15 protein-coding genes are annotated in these 14,052 nt (G+C 70.4%); 4 read left to right on the top strand and 11 right to left on the bottom strand.

The genetic code is table 11. The features are described 5' to 3' along the window. Nucleotides 1-31: 31 nt before the first annotated feature. Together serA and HHUB_RS12675 are read left to right on the top strand one after the other, a co-directional pair. Nucleotides 32-1,615, top strand: coding sequence for a phosphoglycerate dehydrogenase (gene serA, locus HHUB_RS12680; RefSeq protein ID WP_059057967.1), 1,584 nt, complete (start codon nt 32-34; stop codon nt 1,613-1,615). A gap of 32 nt (nt 1,616-1,647) precedes the next feature. After that, nucleotides 1,648-2,091 (top strand): acyl-CoA thioesterase, encoded by a 444-nt coding sequence (locus HHUB_RS12675; RefSeq protein ID WP_059057966.1) that lies wholly within the window; start codon nt 1,648-1,650, stop codon nt 2,089-2,091. 6 nt (nt 2,092-2,097) lie between these two features. Here the strand turns inward: HHUB_RS12675 and thrC are convergent, their stop codons facing one another. The 11 genes from thrC to HHUB_RS12620 all read right to left on the bottom strand — a co-directional run bounded on the left by thrC (nt 2,098) and on the right by HHUB_RS12620 (nt 12,828). Further along, nucleotides 2,098-3,345 (bottom strand): threonine synthase, encoded by a 1,248-nt coding sequence (gene thrC, locus HHUB_RS12670; protein WP_059057965.1) that lies wholly within the window; start codon nt 3,343-3,345, stop codon nt 2,098-2,100. 78 nt (nt 3,346-3,423) lie between these two features. Then, nucleotides 3,424-3,894, bottom strand: coding sequence for a hypothetical protein (locus HHUB_RS12665; protein WP_059057964.1), 471 nt, complete (start codon nt 3,892-3,894; stop codon nt 3,424-3,426). Between the two features lie 43 nt (nt 3,895-3,937). Further along, the gene (gene argF, locus HHUB_RS12660; protein ID WP_059057963.1) at nt 3,938-4,819 is read right to left on the bottom strand and encodes an ornithine carbamoyltransferase; all 882 of its coding nucleotides are present in this window, start codon (nt 4,817-4,819) and stop codon (nt 3,938-3,940) included. Continuing rightward, on the bottom strand, nt 4,807-5,817 hold the full coding sequence (locus HHUB_RS12655; RefSeq protein ID WP_059057962.1) for a [LysW]-lysine hydrolase: 1,011 nt from the start codon (nt 5,815-5,817) through the stop codon (nt 4,807-4,809). The genes argF and HHUB_RS12655 overlap by 13 nt, the downstream gene beginning before the upstream one ends. Then, nucleotides 5,814-6,926 carry an aspartate aminotransferase family protein gene (locus tag HHUB_RS12650; protein WP_059057961.1) on the bottom strand — a complete coding sequence of 371 codons (1,113 nt, stop codon included), beginning with the start codon at nt 6,924-6,926 and terminating at the stop codon, nt 5,814-5,816. Before HHUB_RS12650 ends, HHUB_RS12655 begins: the two co-directional genes overlap by 4 nt. Beyond that, nucleotides 6,923-7,759 carry an acetylglutamate/acetylaminoadipate kinase gene (locus HHUB_RS12645; RefSeq protein WP_059057960.1) on the bottom strand — a complete coding sequence of 279 codons (837 nt, stop codon included), beginning with the start codon at nt 7,757-7,759 and terminating at the stop codon, nt 6,923-6,925. The genes HHUB_RS12650 and HHUB_RS12645 overlap by 4 nt, the downstream gene beginning before the upstream one ends. A 28-nt stretch (nt 7,760-7,787) precedes the next feature. Beyond that, nucleotides 7,788-8,828: an N-acetyl-gamma-glutamyl-phosphate reductase gene (gene argC, locus HHUB_RS12640; RefSeq protein ID WP_059057959.1), complete on the bottom strand. Its 1,041-nt coding sequence runs from the start codon at nt 8,826-8,828 to the stop codon at nt 7,788-7,790. Then, the gene (lysX, locus tag HHUB_RS12635; protein WP_059057958.1) at nt 8,828-9,694 is read right to left on the bottom strand and encodes a lysine biosynthesis protein LysX; all 867 of its coding nucleotides are present in this window, start codon (nt 9,692-9,694) and stop codon (nt 8,828-8,830) included. The genes argC and lysX overlap by 1 nt, the downstream gene beginning before the upstream one ends. A gap of 1 nt (nt 9,695) precedes the next feature. Beyond that, the gene (lysW, locus tag HHUB_RS12630; RefSeq protein WP_059057957.1) at nt 9,696-9,860 is read right to left on the bottom strand and encodes a lysine biosynthesis protein LysW; all 165 of its coding nucleotides are present in this window, start codon (nt 9,858-9,860) and stop codon (nt 9,696-9,698) included. A gap of 230 nt (nt 9,861-10,090) precedes the next feature. Next, on the bottom strand, nt 10,091-11,611 hold the full coding sequence (gene argH, locus HHUB_RS12625) for an argininosuccinate lyase (protein WP_059057956.1): 1,521 nt from the start codon (nt 11,609-11,611) through the stop codon (nt 10,091-10,093). Then, on the bottom strand, nt 11,608-12,828 hold the full coding sequence (locus HHUB_RS12620) for an argininosuccinate synthase (RefSeq protein ID WP_059057955.1): 1,221 nt from the start codon (nt 12,826-12,828) through the stop codon (nt 11,608-11,610). The genes argH and HHUB_RS12620 overlap by 4 nt, the downstream gene beginning before the upstream one ends. A 310-nt stretch (nt 12,829-13,138) precedes the next feature. On the opposite strand from HHUB_RS12620, the gene HHUB_RS12615 reads away from it, so the two are divergent. Next, on the top strand, nt 13,139-13,333 hold the full coding sequence (locus tag HHUB_RS12615; RefSeq protein WP_059057954.1) for a DUF7554 family protein: 195 nt from the start codon (nt 13,139-13,141) through the stop codon (nt 13,331-13,333). Between the two features lie 37 nt (nt 13,334-13,370). Next, nucleotides 13,371-13,898 carry a 2'-5' RNA ligase family protein gene (locus tag HHUB_RS12610; RefSeq protein WP_059057953.1) on the top strand — a complete coding sequence of 176 codons (528 nt, stop codon included), beginning with the start codon at nt 13,371-13,373 and terminating at the stop codon, nt 13,896-13,898. The last annotated feature ends 154 nt before the right edge of the window (nt 13,899-14,052 follow it).

The following is a 14,052-nucleotide window of genomic DNA, read 5'->3' as shown; positions in this document are numbered from 1 at the left end:
GCTTATCCGCGAGTGAACCGACCGACTTCGCATGAAGGTACTCGTCACGGACCCCATCGCGGACGCCGGTCTCGACCGACTCCGCGAGGCGGGTCACGATGTCGAAACCGCCTACGACGTGGAGGGCGACGCGCTCCTCGACGCCGTCAGCGACGCCCACGGCCTCATCGTCCGCTCCGGCACCGAAGTCACTGAAGAAGTGTTCGACGCCGCCGACGACCTCGTCATCGTCGGGCGCGCCGGCATCGGTGTGGACAACATCGACATCGACGCCGCCACCGACCACGGCGTCATCGTCGCCAACGCCCCCGAGGGGAACGTCCGCGCCGCCGCCGAGCACAGCGTCGCGATGACGTTCGCCGCGGCCCGCTCCATCCCGCAGGCCCACGGCCGCCTGAAGGACGGCGAGTGGGCGAAAGGCGACTACCTCGGCACGGAACTCAACGGGAAGACGCTGGGCGTCGTCGGCCTCGGCCGCGTCGGCCAGGAGGTCGCCAAGCGCCTCGGCGGCCTCGGCATGGACCTCGTCGCCTACGACCCCTACATCGGCGAGGAGCGCGCCGAACAGCTCGGCGCCGACCTCGTGGAGTTCGACGAGTGCATCGAGCGCGCGGACTTCGTCACCGTCCACGTCCCGCTCACCGACGAGACCGAGGGGCTGCTCGGCGAGGACGAGTTCGCCCAACTCGAGGACGGCTACGTCGTGAACGTCGCGCGCGGCGGCGTCGTCGACGAGGACGCGCTCGTGGACGCCGTCGAGGACGGCGTGCTCGCTGGCGCCGCGCTCGACGTGTTCGCGGAGGAGCCGCTGCCCGCGGACTCGCCGCTGCTCGACGCCGACGACATCGTCGTGACGCCGCACCTCGGCGCGTCCACGCAGGCCGCCCAGGAGCACGTCGCCACCTCGACGGCCGACCAGGTCGTCGCCGCGCTGAACGACGAGCCCGTGCTGAACGCGCTGAACGCGCCGAGCGTCGACGAGAGCTCCTTCGGCCGCATCGAGCCGTACATCGGGCTCGCCGAGACCGCGGGGAAGGTCGCCGCCCAACTGTTCGACGGCCGCATCGAGCGCGTCGAGGTCAGCTACGAGGGCGACATTGCCGCCGAGGACCTCGAACTCGTCACCGCGAGCGCGCAGAAGGGCGTCTTCGACCCGCTGGAGTGGCAGGTCAACGCCGTCAACGCGCCCCGCGTCGCGGAGGAGCGCGGCATCGACGTCAAGGAGTCCAAGACCCGACAGAGCGAGGACTTCCAGAGCCTCGTCTCCGTGACCGTCGGGAACAGCGACGAGGAGCTCACCGTCTCCGGGACGCTGTTCGCGGGCGACGACCCGCGGCTCGTGAAAATCGACGGCTACCGCGTGGACGCCGTCCCGCACGGCCACATGCTCGCCGCGCGCAACGAGGACGAGCCCGGCGTCATCGGCTTCATCGGCACCGTGCTCGGCGACGCCGACGTCAACATCGCGGGGATGTTCAACGCCCGCGAGACCATCGGCGGCGAGGCGCTGACCGTCTACAACCTCGACTCCACGGTCCCCGAGGCAGCGCTCGACGAGCTGCTCGCGGACGAGCGTATCATCGACGTCCACAACATCGAGCTCAACGGCGAGTAACCCTTTTCTCCCGTCGGCCCGCGCGTTCGGTCGTGCCGACAGTTTCGGAGACGTACATCGAGAACCGCGTGCGTGTCCAGCCCGACGACACGAACAACTACGCCTCGGCGCACGGTGGGAACGTCGTGAAGTGGATGGACGAGGTGGGCGCGATGTCCGCGATGCGGCTCGCGGGCGCGACCTGCGTCACCGCGCGCATCAACGGCCTCGACTTCGAGCGCCCGATTCCGCAGGGCGACATCTGCATCATCGAGTCGTACGCCTACGACGCCGGGACGAGCAGCGTGCGCGTCCGCCTGCGGGCGTTCCGCGAGGACCCCCGAACCGGGGAGACCGAGCAGACGACGAGCTCGCACTTCGTGTTCGTCGCCGTCGACGAGGACATGAAGCCGACCACAGTACCGGAGCTGAGCGTCGAGACGGACCGCGACCGCCGGCTCGAACAGGAGGCGCTCGCCAGCGAAGGAACCGACTGAGAACAGTTACAGTGCGTCCAGCACGCCGTCGGCGTCCGCGGGGACGGGCGTCGTGTCGCCGCCGGCTTCCGCGGCCGCCTCGGGGTCCTTCAGGAGGTGGCCGGTGGTGAGGCAGACGACGCGCTCGTCAGCGTCGATGTCGCCGCGCTCGCGGAGCTTCAGGAGGCCGGCGACGCTCGCGGCGGACGCCGGCTCCACGCCGACGCCGTCCTCGGCGAGCATCCGCTGGGCCTCGGTAATCTTCTCGTCCGAGACGGCGACCGCGGTGCCGCCCGTGTCGTAGATGCCGGGCAGCGCCTTCGGCGCGTTCACGGGGTTGCCGATGCGGATGGCGGTCGCGCGCGTCTCCACGTCGTCCCAGCGCTCGACGTAGTCGCGGCCGTTCTCGACGGCTTCGACCATCGGCGCCGCGCCCTCCGCCTGCACGCCCGTGAGCTTCGGCACCTCGGACTTGTCCAGTTCGCCGGCCTCGACGAGTTCGCGGAAGCACTTGTAGAGGGCCGCCGTGTTCCCCGCGTTCCCGACGGGGAGCACGATGCGGTCCGGGAGGTGGCCGTGGGCGTCGCGGGACTGCTCTAAGATTTCGAGGCCGATGGTCTTCTGCCCCTCCAAGCGGAACGGGTTCAGGGAGTTCAGGAGGTACGCCTCCCCGCGGTCCGCGAGTTCCGCGACGACGTCGAGGCAGTCGTCGAAGTTGCCGTCCACCTCGCAGATGCGCGCGCCGTGCAGCGCCGCCTGCGCGACCTTCCCCGCGGCGACCTTGCCGGCGGGGAGGAGCACGAGCACGGGCGTGTTCGCGCGAGCGCCGTACGCCGCCAGCGCCGCGGACGTGTTCCCCGTGGAGGCGCAGGCGAGCCGGTCCACGCCGAGCCGGTCGGCGACCTTCACGCCGACGGTCATTCCGCGGTCCTTGAAGCTCCCCGTGGGGTTGGCGCCCTCGTGTTTCACGCGGAGGTCCGCGACGTCCGCCTCGGCCTCGATTTCGGGGACGGTGTACAGCGGCGTGTTCCCCTCGCGGATGGTGACGCCCTCGTCGAACGGCAGCGCCGCCGCGTACCGCCAGACGCCGTCCCCCGAGAACTCCTCGAACGTCGGGTAGTCGGCGTAGCGGGCTTCCAGCAGGCCGCCGCAGTCCGGGCACTCGTACACCACGTCGTCGAACGGCGCGATGGCGTCGCCGCACTCGACGCACGCCAGCCAGACGCCGTCGTCGGCGACATCCGGCGTCGGGCCGCCCAGCGAGAGGTCAGTCATGCCTCGAAGTGCGGGCTCGCGGTACAAGAAGCGGGTGGTCTCTACCGTACTTGCCTCCCGGTCGCGCAGCCTCCGCGCTCACTCCTCGCGGTCGCCGTAGTCGCGGTCGCCCCAGTGGTGCTCGGAGACGTCGTCGCCGCCGAGGTAGTCCTTGAGGACTTCGTGGACGACGTCGCCGAGGTCCTGCAGTTCGGACTCGACGGCCCCGACCGTGCTGGAGTTCCACGACGCCGTCGCCTCCCGTTCCGCCCAGTCCTCGGGGAGTTCCGGCGGGTCCGCGCGCAGGCGGTCCTGCGTCGGGTCCCAGTAGAAGTCGAACTCGTGGAACAGGCCGAGGTCCTCGACGGCGCGGACCTGCTGTTCGTCCATGCTCATGTACTCGCCCCACTCGTTGAATCCCTCCGCCCACGCGCCGTCTTTCAGGAGGGCTTCGAGCTCCTCGCGGCGGAAGTCCTCCGCGCCGCCCGTGTCCTCGGTCCACTCGAACTCCTCGGGCGCGCCGCGGTTCGAGAGGTCCGGCGGCTCGGGGATGGAGACGTCGAGTGTCATACCGTACCTATGACCGCACCGACAATAAATCCCCCACGCGGCGTCAGTCCACGAGCTCGACGAGCAGCGCCTTCTGAGCGTGCAGGCGGTTCTCGGCCTGCTGCCAGACGACGGACTGCTCGCCGTCGATGACGTCCGCCGTGACCTCCTCGCCGCGGTTCGCCGGCAGGCAGTGCATGAACGCCGCGTCCCCGAGCAGATCCGCGTCTACCTGGAACCCCTCGAAGGCGTCGAGGCGCTGCTCGCGCTCGTCTTCTTGGCCCATGCTCACCCAGACGTCCGTGTAGACGACCTCGGCGTCCGCGGTGGCGGCCTCGGGGTCCGTCGTCACGGTCACGTCGCCGTGTTCCTCGGCGCGCTCGATGACGGAGTCGTCGAGGCCGTATCCCTCGGGCGTGGCGACGTTGACGTCGTAGCCCATCATCGCGGCGCCAATCGTGAACGACGCGGCGACGTTGTTGCCGTCGCCGACCCACGCCACCGTCCCGGAGTCCCCGACTTCTTCGCGGAGCGTCAGGAGGTCCGCCAGCGCCTGACACGGGTGCGCGTCGTCGGTGAGGCCGTTCACGACCGGGACGTCGGCGTGCGCGGCAATCTCTTCGAGGTCGCCGTGGTCGAAGACGCGCGCCATCACCGCGTCGACGTACCGGCCGAGCGCGCGAGCGGTGTCCGCGACGGGCTCGCCCCGTCCCAGTTGGATGTCGTCGTCGCCGAGGAAGACGCCGTGGCCGCCGAGCTGGGTCATCCCGACCTCGAAGCTCACGCGGGTTCGCGTCGAGGGCTTCTCGAACAGCATCGCCAGCGAGCGCCCGGGGAGGGCCTCGTGGGGCATGCCGTCGGCTTGCGCGCGCTTCAGCGCGGCCGCGTCGTCCACGACGCCGGCCAGTTCGTCGGTCGTGAGGTCGTCGATTGTCAGGAAGTGCATAGCCTGTCTGCTGCGGTGGTGAGTACCTCGACGCCGCGGTCGAACGCGGCGAGGTCGATGCGTTCGTCGGGCGCGTGGTCCAGATTCGAGTCCCCGGGGCCGTAGGTGGCGACGGGGCAGTCCCACGCGCCGGCGTAGATGTTCGCGTCGCTCGTGCCGGTCTTCCGGAGGTGCGTTGGGTCGCCGCCCGCCTCGCGAATGCCCGCTCGAAGCGCGCCCGCGACCGGCGTCCGCGGGCTCGCCATCACGGGCGGAATCGACTCCGTCCACGTCACCGACCCGCGCTCGGTGCAGTCCGCGACGGTCTCGTAGACGTCGTCGGCGGTGGTGCCGGGCGGCAGCCGGAACTGCATCTCGACGGTCGCCTCGACGGCGGTGCCGTCGTCGGCGAGCCCGCCGTCGAAGGAGACGGGCTTGACCGTCACCGACTCGAAGACGGTGTCGTCGTCCGGGAACGCCGCGCGCACGCGCTCGGTCCACGCGGTCGCGAGCTGGACGGCGTTGGGCTCGGGGCGCGAGGAGTGGCCGCTCTCGGTGGCGACCTCGTAGGTGCCCGCGACCAGCCCGCGGTAGCCCAGCGTCAGCGCGTCCCAGCCCGAGGGCTCGCCGTTCACGACGGCGTCGGGCTCCGCGCGGTCCGCGACGAGGTGGCGCGCGCCCGCCGAGGTCGTCTCCTCCTCGACGACGCCCGCGAACGACGCGCCGGTTTCGACGCTCGCCGCGGCCATCGCGGCCAGCGGCCCGGTCGCGTCCACGCTCCCACGGCCCCAGAGTTTGCCGTTCTCCTCGCGCACGTCGATGTAGCCGGGGACGGTGTCGACGTGGCTCGTGAGGAGCACGCTGTCGTCGCCGGGCGCGCGGACGTTGCCGGCGTCGTCGGTCCACGCCTCGCGGCCGTGGCGCTCGAAGTAGTCCACGAGCACGCCGGCCGCCTCGGACTCCGCACCCGAAACGGAGGGGGTCGCGACGAGGTCGCGGAGGAGCTCGCGGGGCGTCATAGCTCCTCGGCGAGCGCGTCGACCACGCGGTCGGCGTGGGACTCGGTGACAGTTAGCGGCGGTAAGAGGCGCACCACGGTGCGTCCCGCGGGGAGCGCGAGAATCCTGTGGTTCAGCGCCAGCGACTTCAGCGCGCGGTTCGCCCCCCGTTTCACCTCGACGCCGACCATCAGCCCCTCGCCGCGAACATCCCGAACGGGCAGTTCCGCGAGCTGGTCTTGGAGGTAGTCGCCGACGCTCGCCGCGTTCGCCGCGAGGCCGTCGTCCTCCAGCACGTCGAGCGTCGCGAGCGCCGCGGCACACGGCACGGGACCGCCGGAGAACGTCGAGCCGTGGTCGCCGCTATCTTCGGCGAGCCAGTCCGCGACCAGCGTCGCGCCGATGGGGAGGCCGCTGCCCAGCCCCTTCGCGACGGTGAGTGCGTCCGGCGCGACGCCCGCCTGCTCGCACGCCCACAGCGAGCCCGTGCGCCCGAGCCCGGTCTGAATCTCGTCGAAGACCAGCGCCGCGCCCGTCTCGTCGCAGGCGTCCCGGGCGGCCTGCAGGTAGCCGTCGGGCGCGGGATGGACGCCGCCCTCTCCCTGCACGGGTTCGAGGATGACCGCCGCCGTCTCGTCGTCCACGGCGTCCGCGAGTGCCTCGCTGTCCCCGTAGTCGACGAACTCGACGTTGTCGGGGACCGCGAACCCCTCGCGGTACTTCTGCTTCCACGTCGCCGCCAGCGAGCCGAGCGTGCGGCCGTGGAACGCGCGCTTGGCCGCGACGACCTTCTCGCGGCCGGTCGCGTGGCGCGCGAACTTCAGCGCCGCCTCGTTGGCCTCCGTCCCGGAGTTGCAGAGCCAGACGTTGTCCAGCTCGCCGGGCGCGAGGTCGCCGAGGCGGTCGTACAGCGCGGTCCGCGTCTCCGTGGGGTACGACCCCTGCACGAACAGCAGGTCGCTGGCTTGGGACTCCACGGCCTCCACCACGTCGGGGTGACAGTGGCCGACCGGCGCGCAGGCGTAGGACGCGCCCATGTCGAGGTACTCGGTGCCGCCGTCGTCGTAGACGTACGGCCCCTCGCCGGACTCGATCTGGATGGGCTTCTCCCCGAAGACGAACCCGCTCATGACAGGGCCTCCGGGCTGAAGCGCGTGCCAGCCCCTTCCAGCGCGGCGACGATTGGGTCGCGGCGGTTCGCGTCCGACACCACGACCGACTCCGCGCCGCCTTCGAGTGCTTCGGTCGCCGCCAGCACCTTCTTCGTCATGAACCCCTCCGCGGCCTCCTTCGCGCCGTCGAGGTCCGCGGGCGTCAGCACTTCCTCGATGAGCGAACTCGGGTCGTCGGGGTCTTCGTAGACGCCCTCCACGTCGGTCAGCACGACCAGCGTGGCGTCGAGCGCGCCCGCGACGGCCGCCGCCGCGCGGTCCGCGTCCGCGTTCACGGGCGTCCACTCCTCCTCGTCGTCGCTCTCCTTGGCGAGCATCGGCACCGACACCACGGGCACGTAGCCCGCGTCCAGTTGGGCCTCCAGCAGGTCCGTGTTGACCGCCTCGATGGTGCCGGAGTGCTCGCCGCGGCGAATCTTCTTCTTGCCGTCCTCGACGACCCGTATTGCGGACTTCCGCGGCCCAGTGAGGAGCTTCCCGTCGACGCCGTTGAGGCCGACCGCGGGCACGCCCGCGTTCTCGAACGCCGCGACGAGGTCGGTGTTGACCTTCCCCATCGCCATCTCGAAGACGTCCATCGTCTCCGCGTCCGTGAACCGGCCGGTGACCCCCGACGGCGACTCGACGTACTCGGGGTCTTTGCCCATCTGGTCGAGCGCGTCGTCGACCGCCGTCGACCCCCCGTGGACGACCACGACGTCCTCGTCGTTCACCGTGAGGTGCGCGACGTCGGTCACCGCGCCCGCCGGGTCGACGGCGCGCGCGCCGCCGATTTTGACCACTACAGTCACGCGAACCACCCCGCGTGGTGAGCGTGACTCATGGGCTTCCCACCGGGTGCAACCCGAGTTGGTCGAGGCCGGCGGTCTCGTCGAAGCCGAGCGCGACGTTCGCCGCGTGGACGGCCTGCCCCGCCGAGCCTTTCATCATGTTGTCGATGGCCGAGAACGCCACGACGCGGCCGTTGTCCTCGTCCAGCTCGAAGCCGACCTCCGCGCCGTTCGTCCCGGCGACGGCCTTCGGCTCCGGGTAGCGGTAGACGCCGCTGCCGCCCGCGACGATGTCCACGAACGGCTCGTCCTCGTACGTCTCGCGGTACGCGCTCCAGAGGTCGCCCGTCGAGGGCGTCTCCTCGGGGAACACGTGGCAGGTCGCGCTCGCGCCGCGGACCATGTCCACGGCGTGCGCGGTAAAGGAGACCGAGAGCCCGAGGAACTGCTCGATTTCGGCCTCGTGGCGGTGGCCCGTGGGCGCGTACGGGCGCACGACGCCCGAGCGCTCGGGGTGGGAGGAGGCGGGGCCGCCGCCCGCGCCGCCCTCCGAGGAGCCGACTTTCACGTCCACGACGACGTGCGCGTCGTCCAGCAAGCCGGCCTCCGCGAGCGGGAGCAGGCCGAGAATCGTCGCGGTCGCGTTGCAGCCGCCGCCCGCAATCAGGTCCGCGCCGTAGAGCTCCTCGCGGGAGAGCTCCGGGAGCGCGTACACAGCGTCGTCGAGGTACTCGGGCGCGCTGTGGCCGTCGTACCACTCGTCGTACTGACTCTCGGTTTCGAGGCGGAAGTCCGCGCTCAGGTCGACCACGGTGTCCGCGGCGTCCTGCCACTCGTCGAGGTGGTCCATCGCGACGCCGTGGGGCGCCGCCGCGAACAGCACGTCTACGGATTCGAGGTCCGTCGGCGGCGTGAACCGCAGGTCCATCTCGCGGAGGTTCGGGTGGACGCTCCCGACGGTCTTGTTCGCGTACTCGCGGCTGGTCGCCTGCGCCACCTCGAAGTCGGGGTGGCCGGCGAGCAGGCGGAGGAGTTCCCCGCCAGCGAACCCGCTCCCGCCGACGATCGTGGCGGTCGTGCTCTCGGCCATCAGGGCGTCACCTCCACTTCCGCGGCGGCGCGGTCCTCCAGCCAGTCGACGACCGCGGCCGGGACGTCCACGTCGCTGGCGTCGTTCAGCGCCTTGAACTCGACGGTGTGGTTGATCTCGTGGACGGTGTAGCCGTCGCCGGTCTCCATCAGGTCCACGCCCAGCAGGCCGCCGCCGACCGCGTCGCTGGCGGTCTCGACGAGGTCGGCGACCTCCTCGTCGACCTCGAAGGAGTTCGTCTCTGCGCCCTTCGCGGCGTTGGTCAGCCAGTGGTCGCCCGAGCGCGTCATCGCGGCGACGGGCTCGCCGTCGGTCGCCAGCACGCGGATGTCCCGCCCCGGCTTCTCCACGAAGTCCTGGATGTAGAACACTTTGTGCTCGTAGTGCCCGAGCGTCGCCTTGTGTTCGAGGACGGCCTCGGCGGCGTTCCGCGAGTCGAGTTTCGCCATCAGGCGTCCCCACGAGCCCACGACGGGCTTCAGCACGCAGGGGTAGCCGTAGGATTCGACGGCCTCCAGCGCGCTCTCGGTGGTGAACGCGACCGTGGTGTCGGGCGTGGGGAGTCCCGCGTCGTCGAGCGCGAGGCTCGTCCGCACTTTGTCCGCGCAGACGGCCGCGGTGTCGGGGCTGTTCACGACGGGGACGTCGTAGTGCCGGCAGAACTCCGTGGCGTACTTGCTGCGGCTGGTCGCCAGACAGCGGTCGACCACGAGGTCGCAGTCCGCGATGGCGGCGTCGGTGTCGTCGAGGCCGAAGCCGTGCTTGCGGACGTCTATCTTCTCGACGTCGTGGCCGCGCTCGCGGAGCTCGCCGAGCAGCAGTTTCTCGTCCTTCCGAATCCGGGAGTAGAGGATGCCGACGCGCAACTTACTCCCCCCAGTCCTCGGAGAGCTCGGGCGCTCGATCGAGGGCTGCGGGGTCGGTGTCCACGACTTCCAGTTCGGTGCCACAGGTGTCGCAGTCGACGATTTCGCCGACTTCGAGGTCGTCGTGCAGGGCCACGTCGGACCCGCATTCGGGACATGTGCTCATAGCACTCCCACGTTCTCACTGATAGCACTTAAGCTAATCGGACTTGTCAAACTTCTTTTACGAACTGGAGAAGCAGCTAACGACGCGAAAACGCCCAAAACGACCAACCAGCCGAAACCAGATACGTAGTAAGTATGTTGTCTATTTGCCCACGGAGGGGCGGTCGCTCTCGTCGCAGACCGGCCGGCGTGCCAGACGAGCGGGCGCGAGCCGTCGCGCCGGCGGCCGCCTCACTCATATGCCGCCACCTCCGCGGCGAGGTCGTCGGCCGCCGCCGCTAGCGCTTCCTCGTGGTCGGCGACTTCCGCCTCGTCGGCCGCGAGCTCGACCCGCACGTCGTCCAGCGCGTCGCGCACCGCGTCGGGCGCGGGGCCGCCCGCCGAGTCACGCTGTGCGACGTTCGTCACGGGGTCAAGCGCCGCGGCCACGACTTCCGGGTCCGCGAGTTCGGACAGCGGCTTTCCGGTCACCTCGCGGGCCGCCGCGTCCACCGCGACGAGGTCCGCGCTGTGCTCGCCGCTGACGCCGTCGCTGGCGTGGCTCTCCGGGAGCGCGTTCGACCCGTCGGCGTCGTCGCTCTGCTCGGCCGCCAGCGCGACGATTTCGTGCGCGGTGCGGAACGGCATCCCCGTCGCCGCCAGCGCGTCCGCCACGCCGGTCGCCGTCGAGAACCCCTCGCCCGCTGCGGCTTCCAGTTCCTCGGCTGGCCACTCCGCCGTCGCGACCGCGCCCGCCGCAACCTCGACGGCGTCGGTCACGTCGTCGGCGGTGTCCCACGCGTGCGGCGTCGCGCGCTGGAGGTCGCGGTTGTACGCCCGCGGCAGCCCCTTCAGCGTCGTCGCGAGGCTCGTGTACGCGCCCACCGCGTCACCAGCGGTCGCGCGCACGAGTTCCAGCGTGTCCGGGTTCTTCTTCTGGGGCATGATCGAGGACGTCGAGGAGTAGTCGTCGCTGAGCTCCACGAACCCGCGGTTCGCGAACAGCACGACGTCCTCCGCGAGGCCCGAACAGGTCACCGCGACCGAGGACAGCGCCGCCACGGTTTCGAGGAGGAAGTCACGGCTCGCCGACGCGTCCATCGAGTTCGCCACGACGCCGTCAAACCCGAGCAGGTCGGCGGTGCGCTCGCGGTCCACGTCGAACGTGGTGCCCGCGAACGCCGCCGCGCCCAGCGGCGACTGGTTCGTGCGGCCGAACGCGTCCAGCAGCCGGCTCGTGTCGCGGGCGAGCGTCCCCTCGTAAGAGAGCGCCCAGTGCGCGACGGTCGTCGGCTGGGCGGGCTGGAGGTGCGTGTACCCCGGCATCACGGTGTCCGCTTCGGCCTCGGCGACGTCCGCCAGCGCCGTGCGGAGCGCTATTACCGCGTCGAGCGCGGCCAGCACGTCCTCGCGGAGGCGCGCGCGGATGCAGGTCGCGACCTCGTCGTTGCGCGAGCGCGCCGTGTGCATCTTCCCGCCGACCGGGCCGACGCGCTCCACGACCGCGGTCTCGATTGCCTCGTGGACGTCCTCACCCTCGGGGAGCGCGTCGAAGCCCGCGTCCTCGACGCTGTCGAGCGCGGACAGAATCGTCGCCGCCTCGTCGTCGTCGACGACGCCCTGCTCGGCGAGCATCACCACGTGCGCGCGGTCGACCGCGAGGTCCGCCGCGAAGATGCGGTGGTCGGCGTCCATCGAGGAGAGGAACGACCGCGCGGGGCCGCCGCTGAAGCGGTCGCGGCGAACCACCGTGCCGTCGCTCTCCCCGCTCATTCGTCGGACGCCTCGTCGCCTCCATCCGGCGCCAGCTCCGGCTTGCTCGCGTTCGCGAGGCGGGACTGGAAGCCGTGGTACTTCGCAACGCCCGTGGCGTCGCCCTGCTCGATGCCGTTGACCGTCTCCGTGTCGAAGCTCGCGGCGTCCGCGGAGTACACCGCGTACTCGCTCTCGCGGGCAACTGGGCGGGCCTGCCCGCCCTCGAACTTGACGGTGACCGTGCCCGTGACCTTCTGCTGGGTGCCCTCGAAGAAGCCGTTCAGCGCGTCCATCAGCGGGTGGTCGACGAGGCCCTCGTAGGCCTTCTCCGACCACTGCTGGCTGACCTGCTGGCTGAACTCGCGCTCGTCTTTCGTCAACACGAGCTGTTCGAGCGCCTCGTGGGCCGTCAGCAGCGTCGTCGCGGCCGGGTGCTCGTAGTTCTCGCGGACCTTCAGGCCGAGCATGCGGTCCTCCATCATGTCCGTACGGCCGACGCCGTAGCTCCCGGCGAGGTCGTTGAGGTACTCGATGAGCGGCACCGGCTCCATCTCGTCGCCGTCCACGGCGACCGGCACCCCCTCCTCAAACTCGATGTCGATGGTCTCGGTCTCGTCGCTGGGGGCGTCCGTCCAGTCGTAGATGTCCTCCGGCGGCTCGTAGCCGGGGTCCTCCAGCTGGCCGCCCTCCACGGAGCGGCTCCAGAGGTTTGTGTCGATGCTCCACTCGCCCTCGTTGCCCGCCTCGACCGGCAGGCCCTTCTCGTCGGCGTAGTCGATTTCCCACTCGCGCGTCAGCCCGAGTTCGCGGACCGGCGCGATGACGTCGAGGTCGCTGGCGCGCCAGACGGCCTCGAAGCGAAGCTGGTCGTTGCCCTTCCCCGTGCAACCGTGCGCGAGTGCCGTGCAGCCCTGTTCCTCGGCGACTTCCAGAATCGCCTCGGCGATGACCGGGCGCGCGAGCGCCGTGCCCAGCGGGTAGCCCTGATAGCTAGCGTTCGCCTGCACCGCCTCGAAGCAGAGGTCGGCGAACTCGGCTTTCGCGTCCACGACGTAGTGGTCGACGCCGAGCGCGTCGGCCGTCTCGTGGGCCTCGGCGAACTCTGACTCGGGCTGGCCGACGTCGACTGTGACGCCGATGACCTCGTCGTAGCCGTACTCTTCTTTCAGCAGCGGTACGCAGACCGTCGTGTCGAGCCCGCCGGAGAAGGCGAGCGCGACCGTTCCTCCTGTCATTGTGTGTTCCGTGTGTGGTGTGTGCCGCGGTAGTCGGGAAGTGATGCGAGACCGAAAACGAGGGATGTAGCTGTAGTGGGGTCAGAAGGACCCCGGTCGTCGCGGCACGCGACGGGAGGACACCGGACAGCCGACGGTCCCGCTGCTCACCGAGGGCGAGCGGCGGGCGCGAGCCGACGACTGCGTCATTACCAGTCTCGAACGGTCCCGAGTGCTTAAACGTTGCTCCCGTCCCGTGGTCTTGCCATCTACGGTAACACGCCACACGATTGCCTGAACCCTTATCAGCGTGCTCCCCTAGCGACCCCACATGACATCAGCCCGCGGCGCACTCGACGTCGAAGACCTGCTGAAAATCGTGCTCGTGCTGGTGGTCGTCTGGCTCGCGCTCGAAATACTGGGCGGGATTGTCGGCGCGCTCGCCGGCCTGCTCGGACTCGCCCAGCCGCTCATCGCGGTCGTCGTGCTCGTGTTGCTCGTGCTGTGGCTGCTCGACCGCATCTAACGTCAGCGCTTTCCCGCTCGACGCCCCACTAGCGCACGTGTACAGCGTGAACGCTCCGGTTCCGGCCGAAGTCAAGAAGGTCGCCGCGGACCTCCGCCCGGCGCTCTCGGAGTTCGCCCGCATCCGCGAGCGCCGCGAGCAGACGCTGCTCGTCAAGCGCGTCCCCGCCGACGACCGCAAGCAGCTCCGCACCGCGTGGCAGACCGCCCAGGACGCCCTCGCCGGCGCGCCCGTCGTCGAAGCCCGCGTCGCCGAAGTCGACACGTTCGAGAACCCGCCGAACGGCTCCAGCCCCGTTGTCTATCTCGCCGTCGAGAGCCCCGGCCTCCACGGCATCCACCAGCGCCTCTGCGAGGTCTTCGACCCCGTGCCCGTGATGGAAGGCGGCGACGACTACGACCCCCACGTCACGCTCGCCCGCGACGCCGACGGCTTCCGCGGCCGCCGCGCCGTCGAGAACGTCGACGGCCGACAGGTCGGCCCCGTCACGTGGAACATCGAAGAACTGTACCTCTACGACGCCGAACGCGGCGAACGCGTCGACACGCTCTCGCTTCCTGCGTGACGTCCGAGAGTTTTCTTCCGCTCTTTGTATCGGAGTGAATCCTTCGAAAGCAGCGTACTCCCCCGAAGTGGCTTCTGACACCCCGAAAGCCCCGAGGCTGTAGACTTGGTGCGCTCGCTGCGCTCCTCGCTACGCTGCGGTGCTTGCTTTGTGC

This window comes from Halobacterium hubeiense, from assembly GCF_001488575.1.
Lineage (GTDB): Archaea > Halobacteriota > Halobacteria > Halobacteriales > Halobacteriaceae > Halobacterium > Halobacterium hubeiense.
This window is presented reverse-complemented; position numbering and strand designations above follow the sequence as displayed.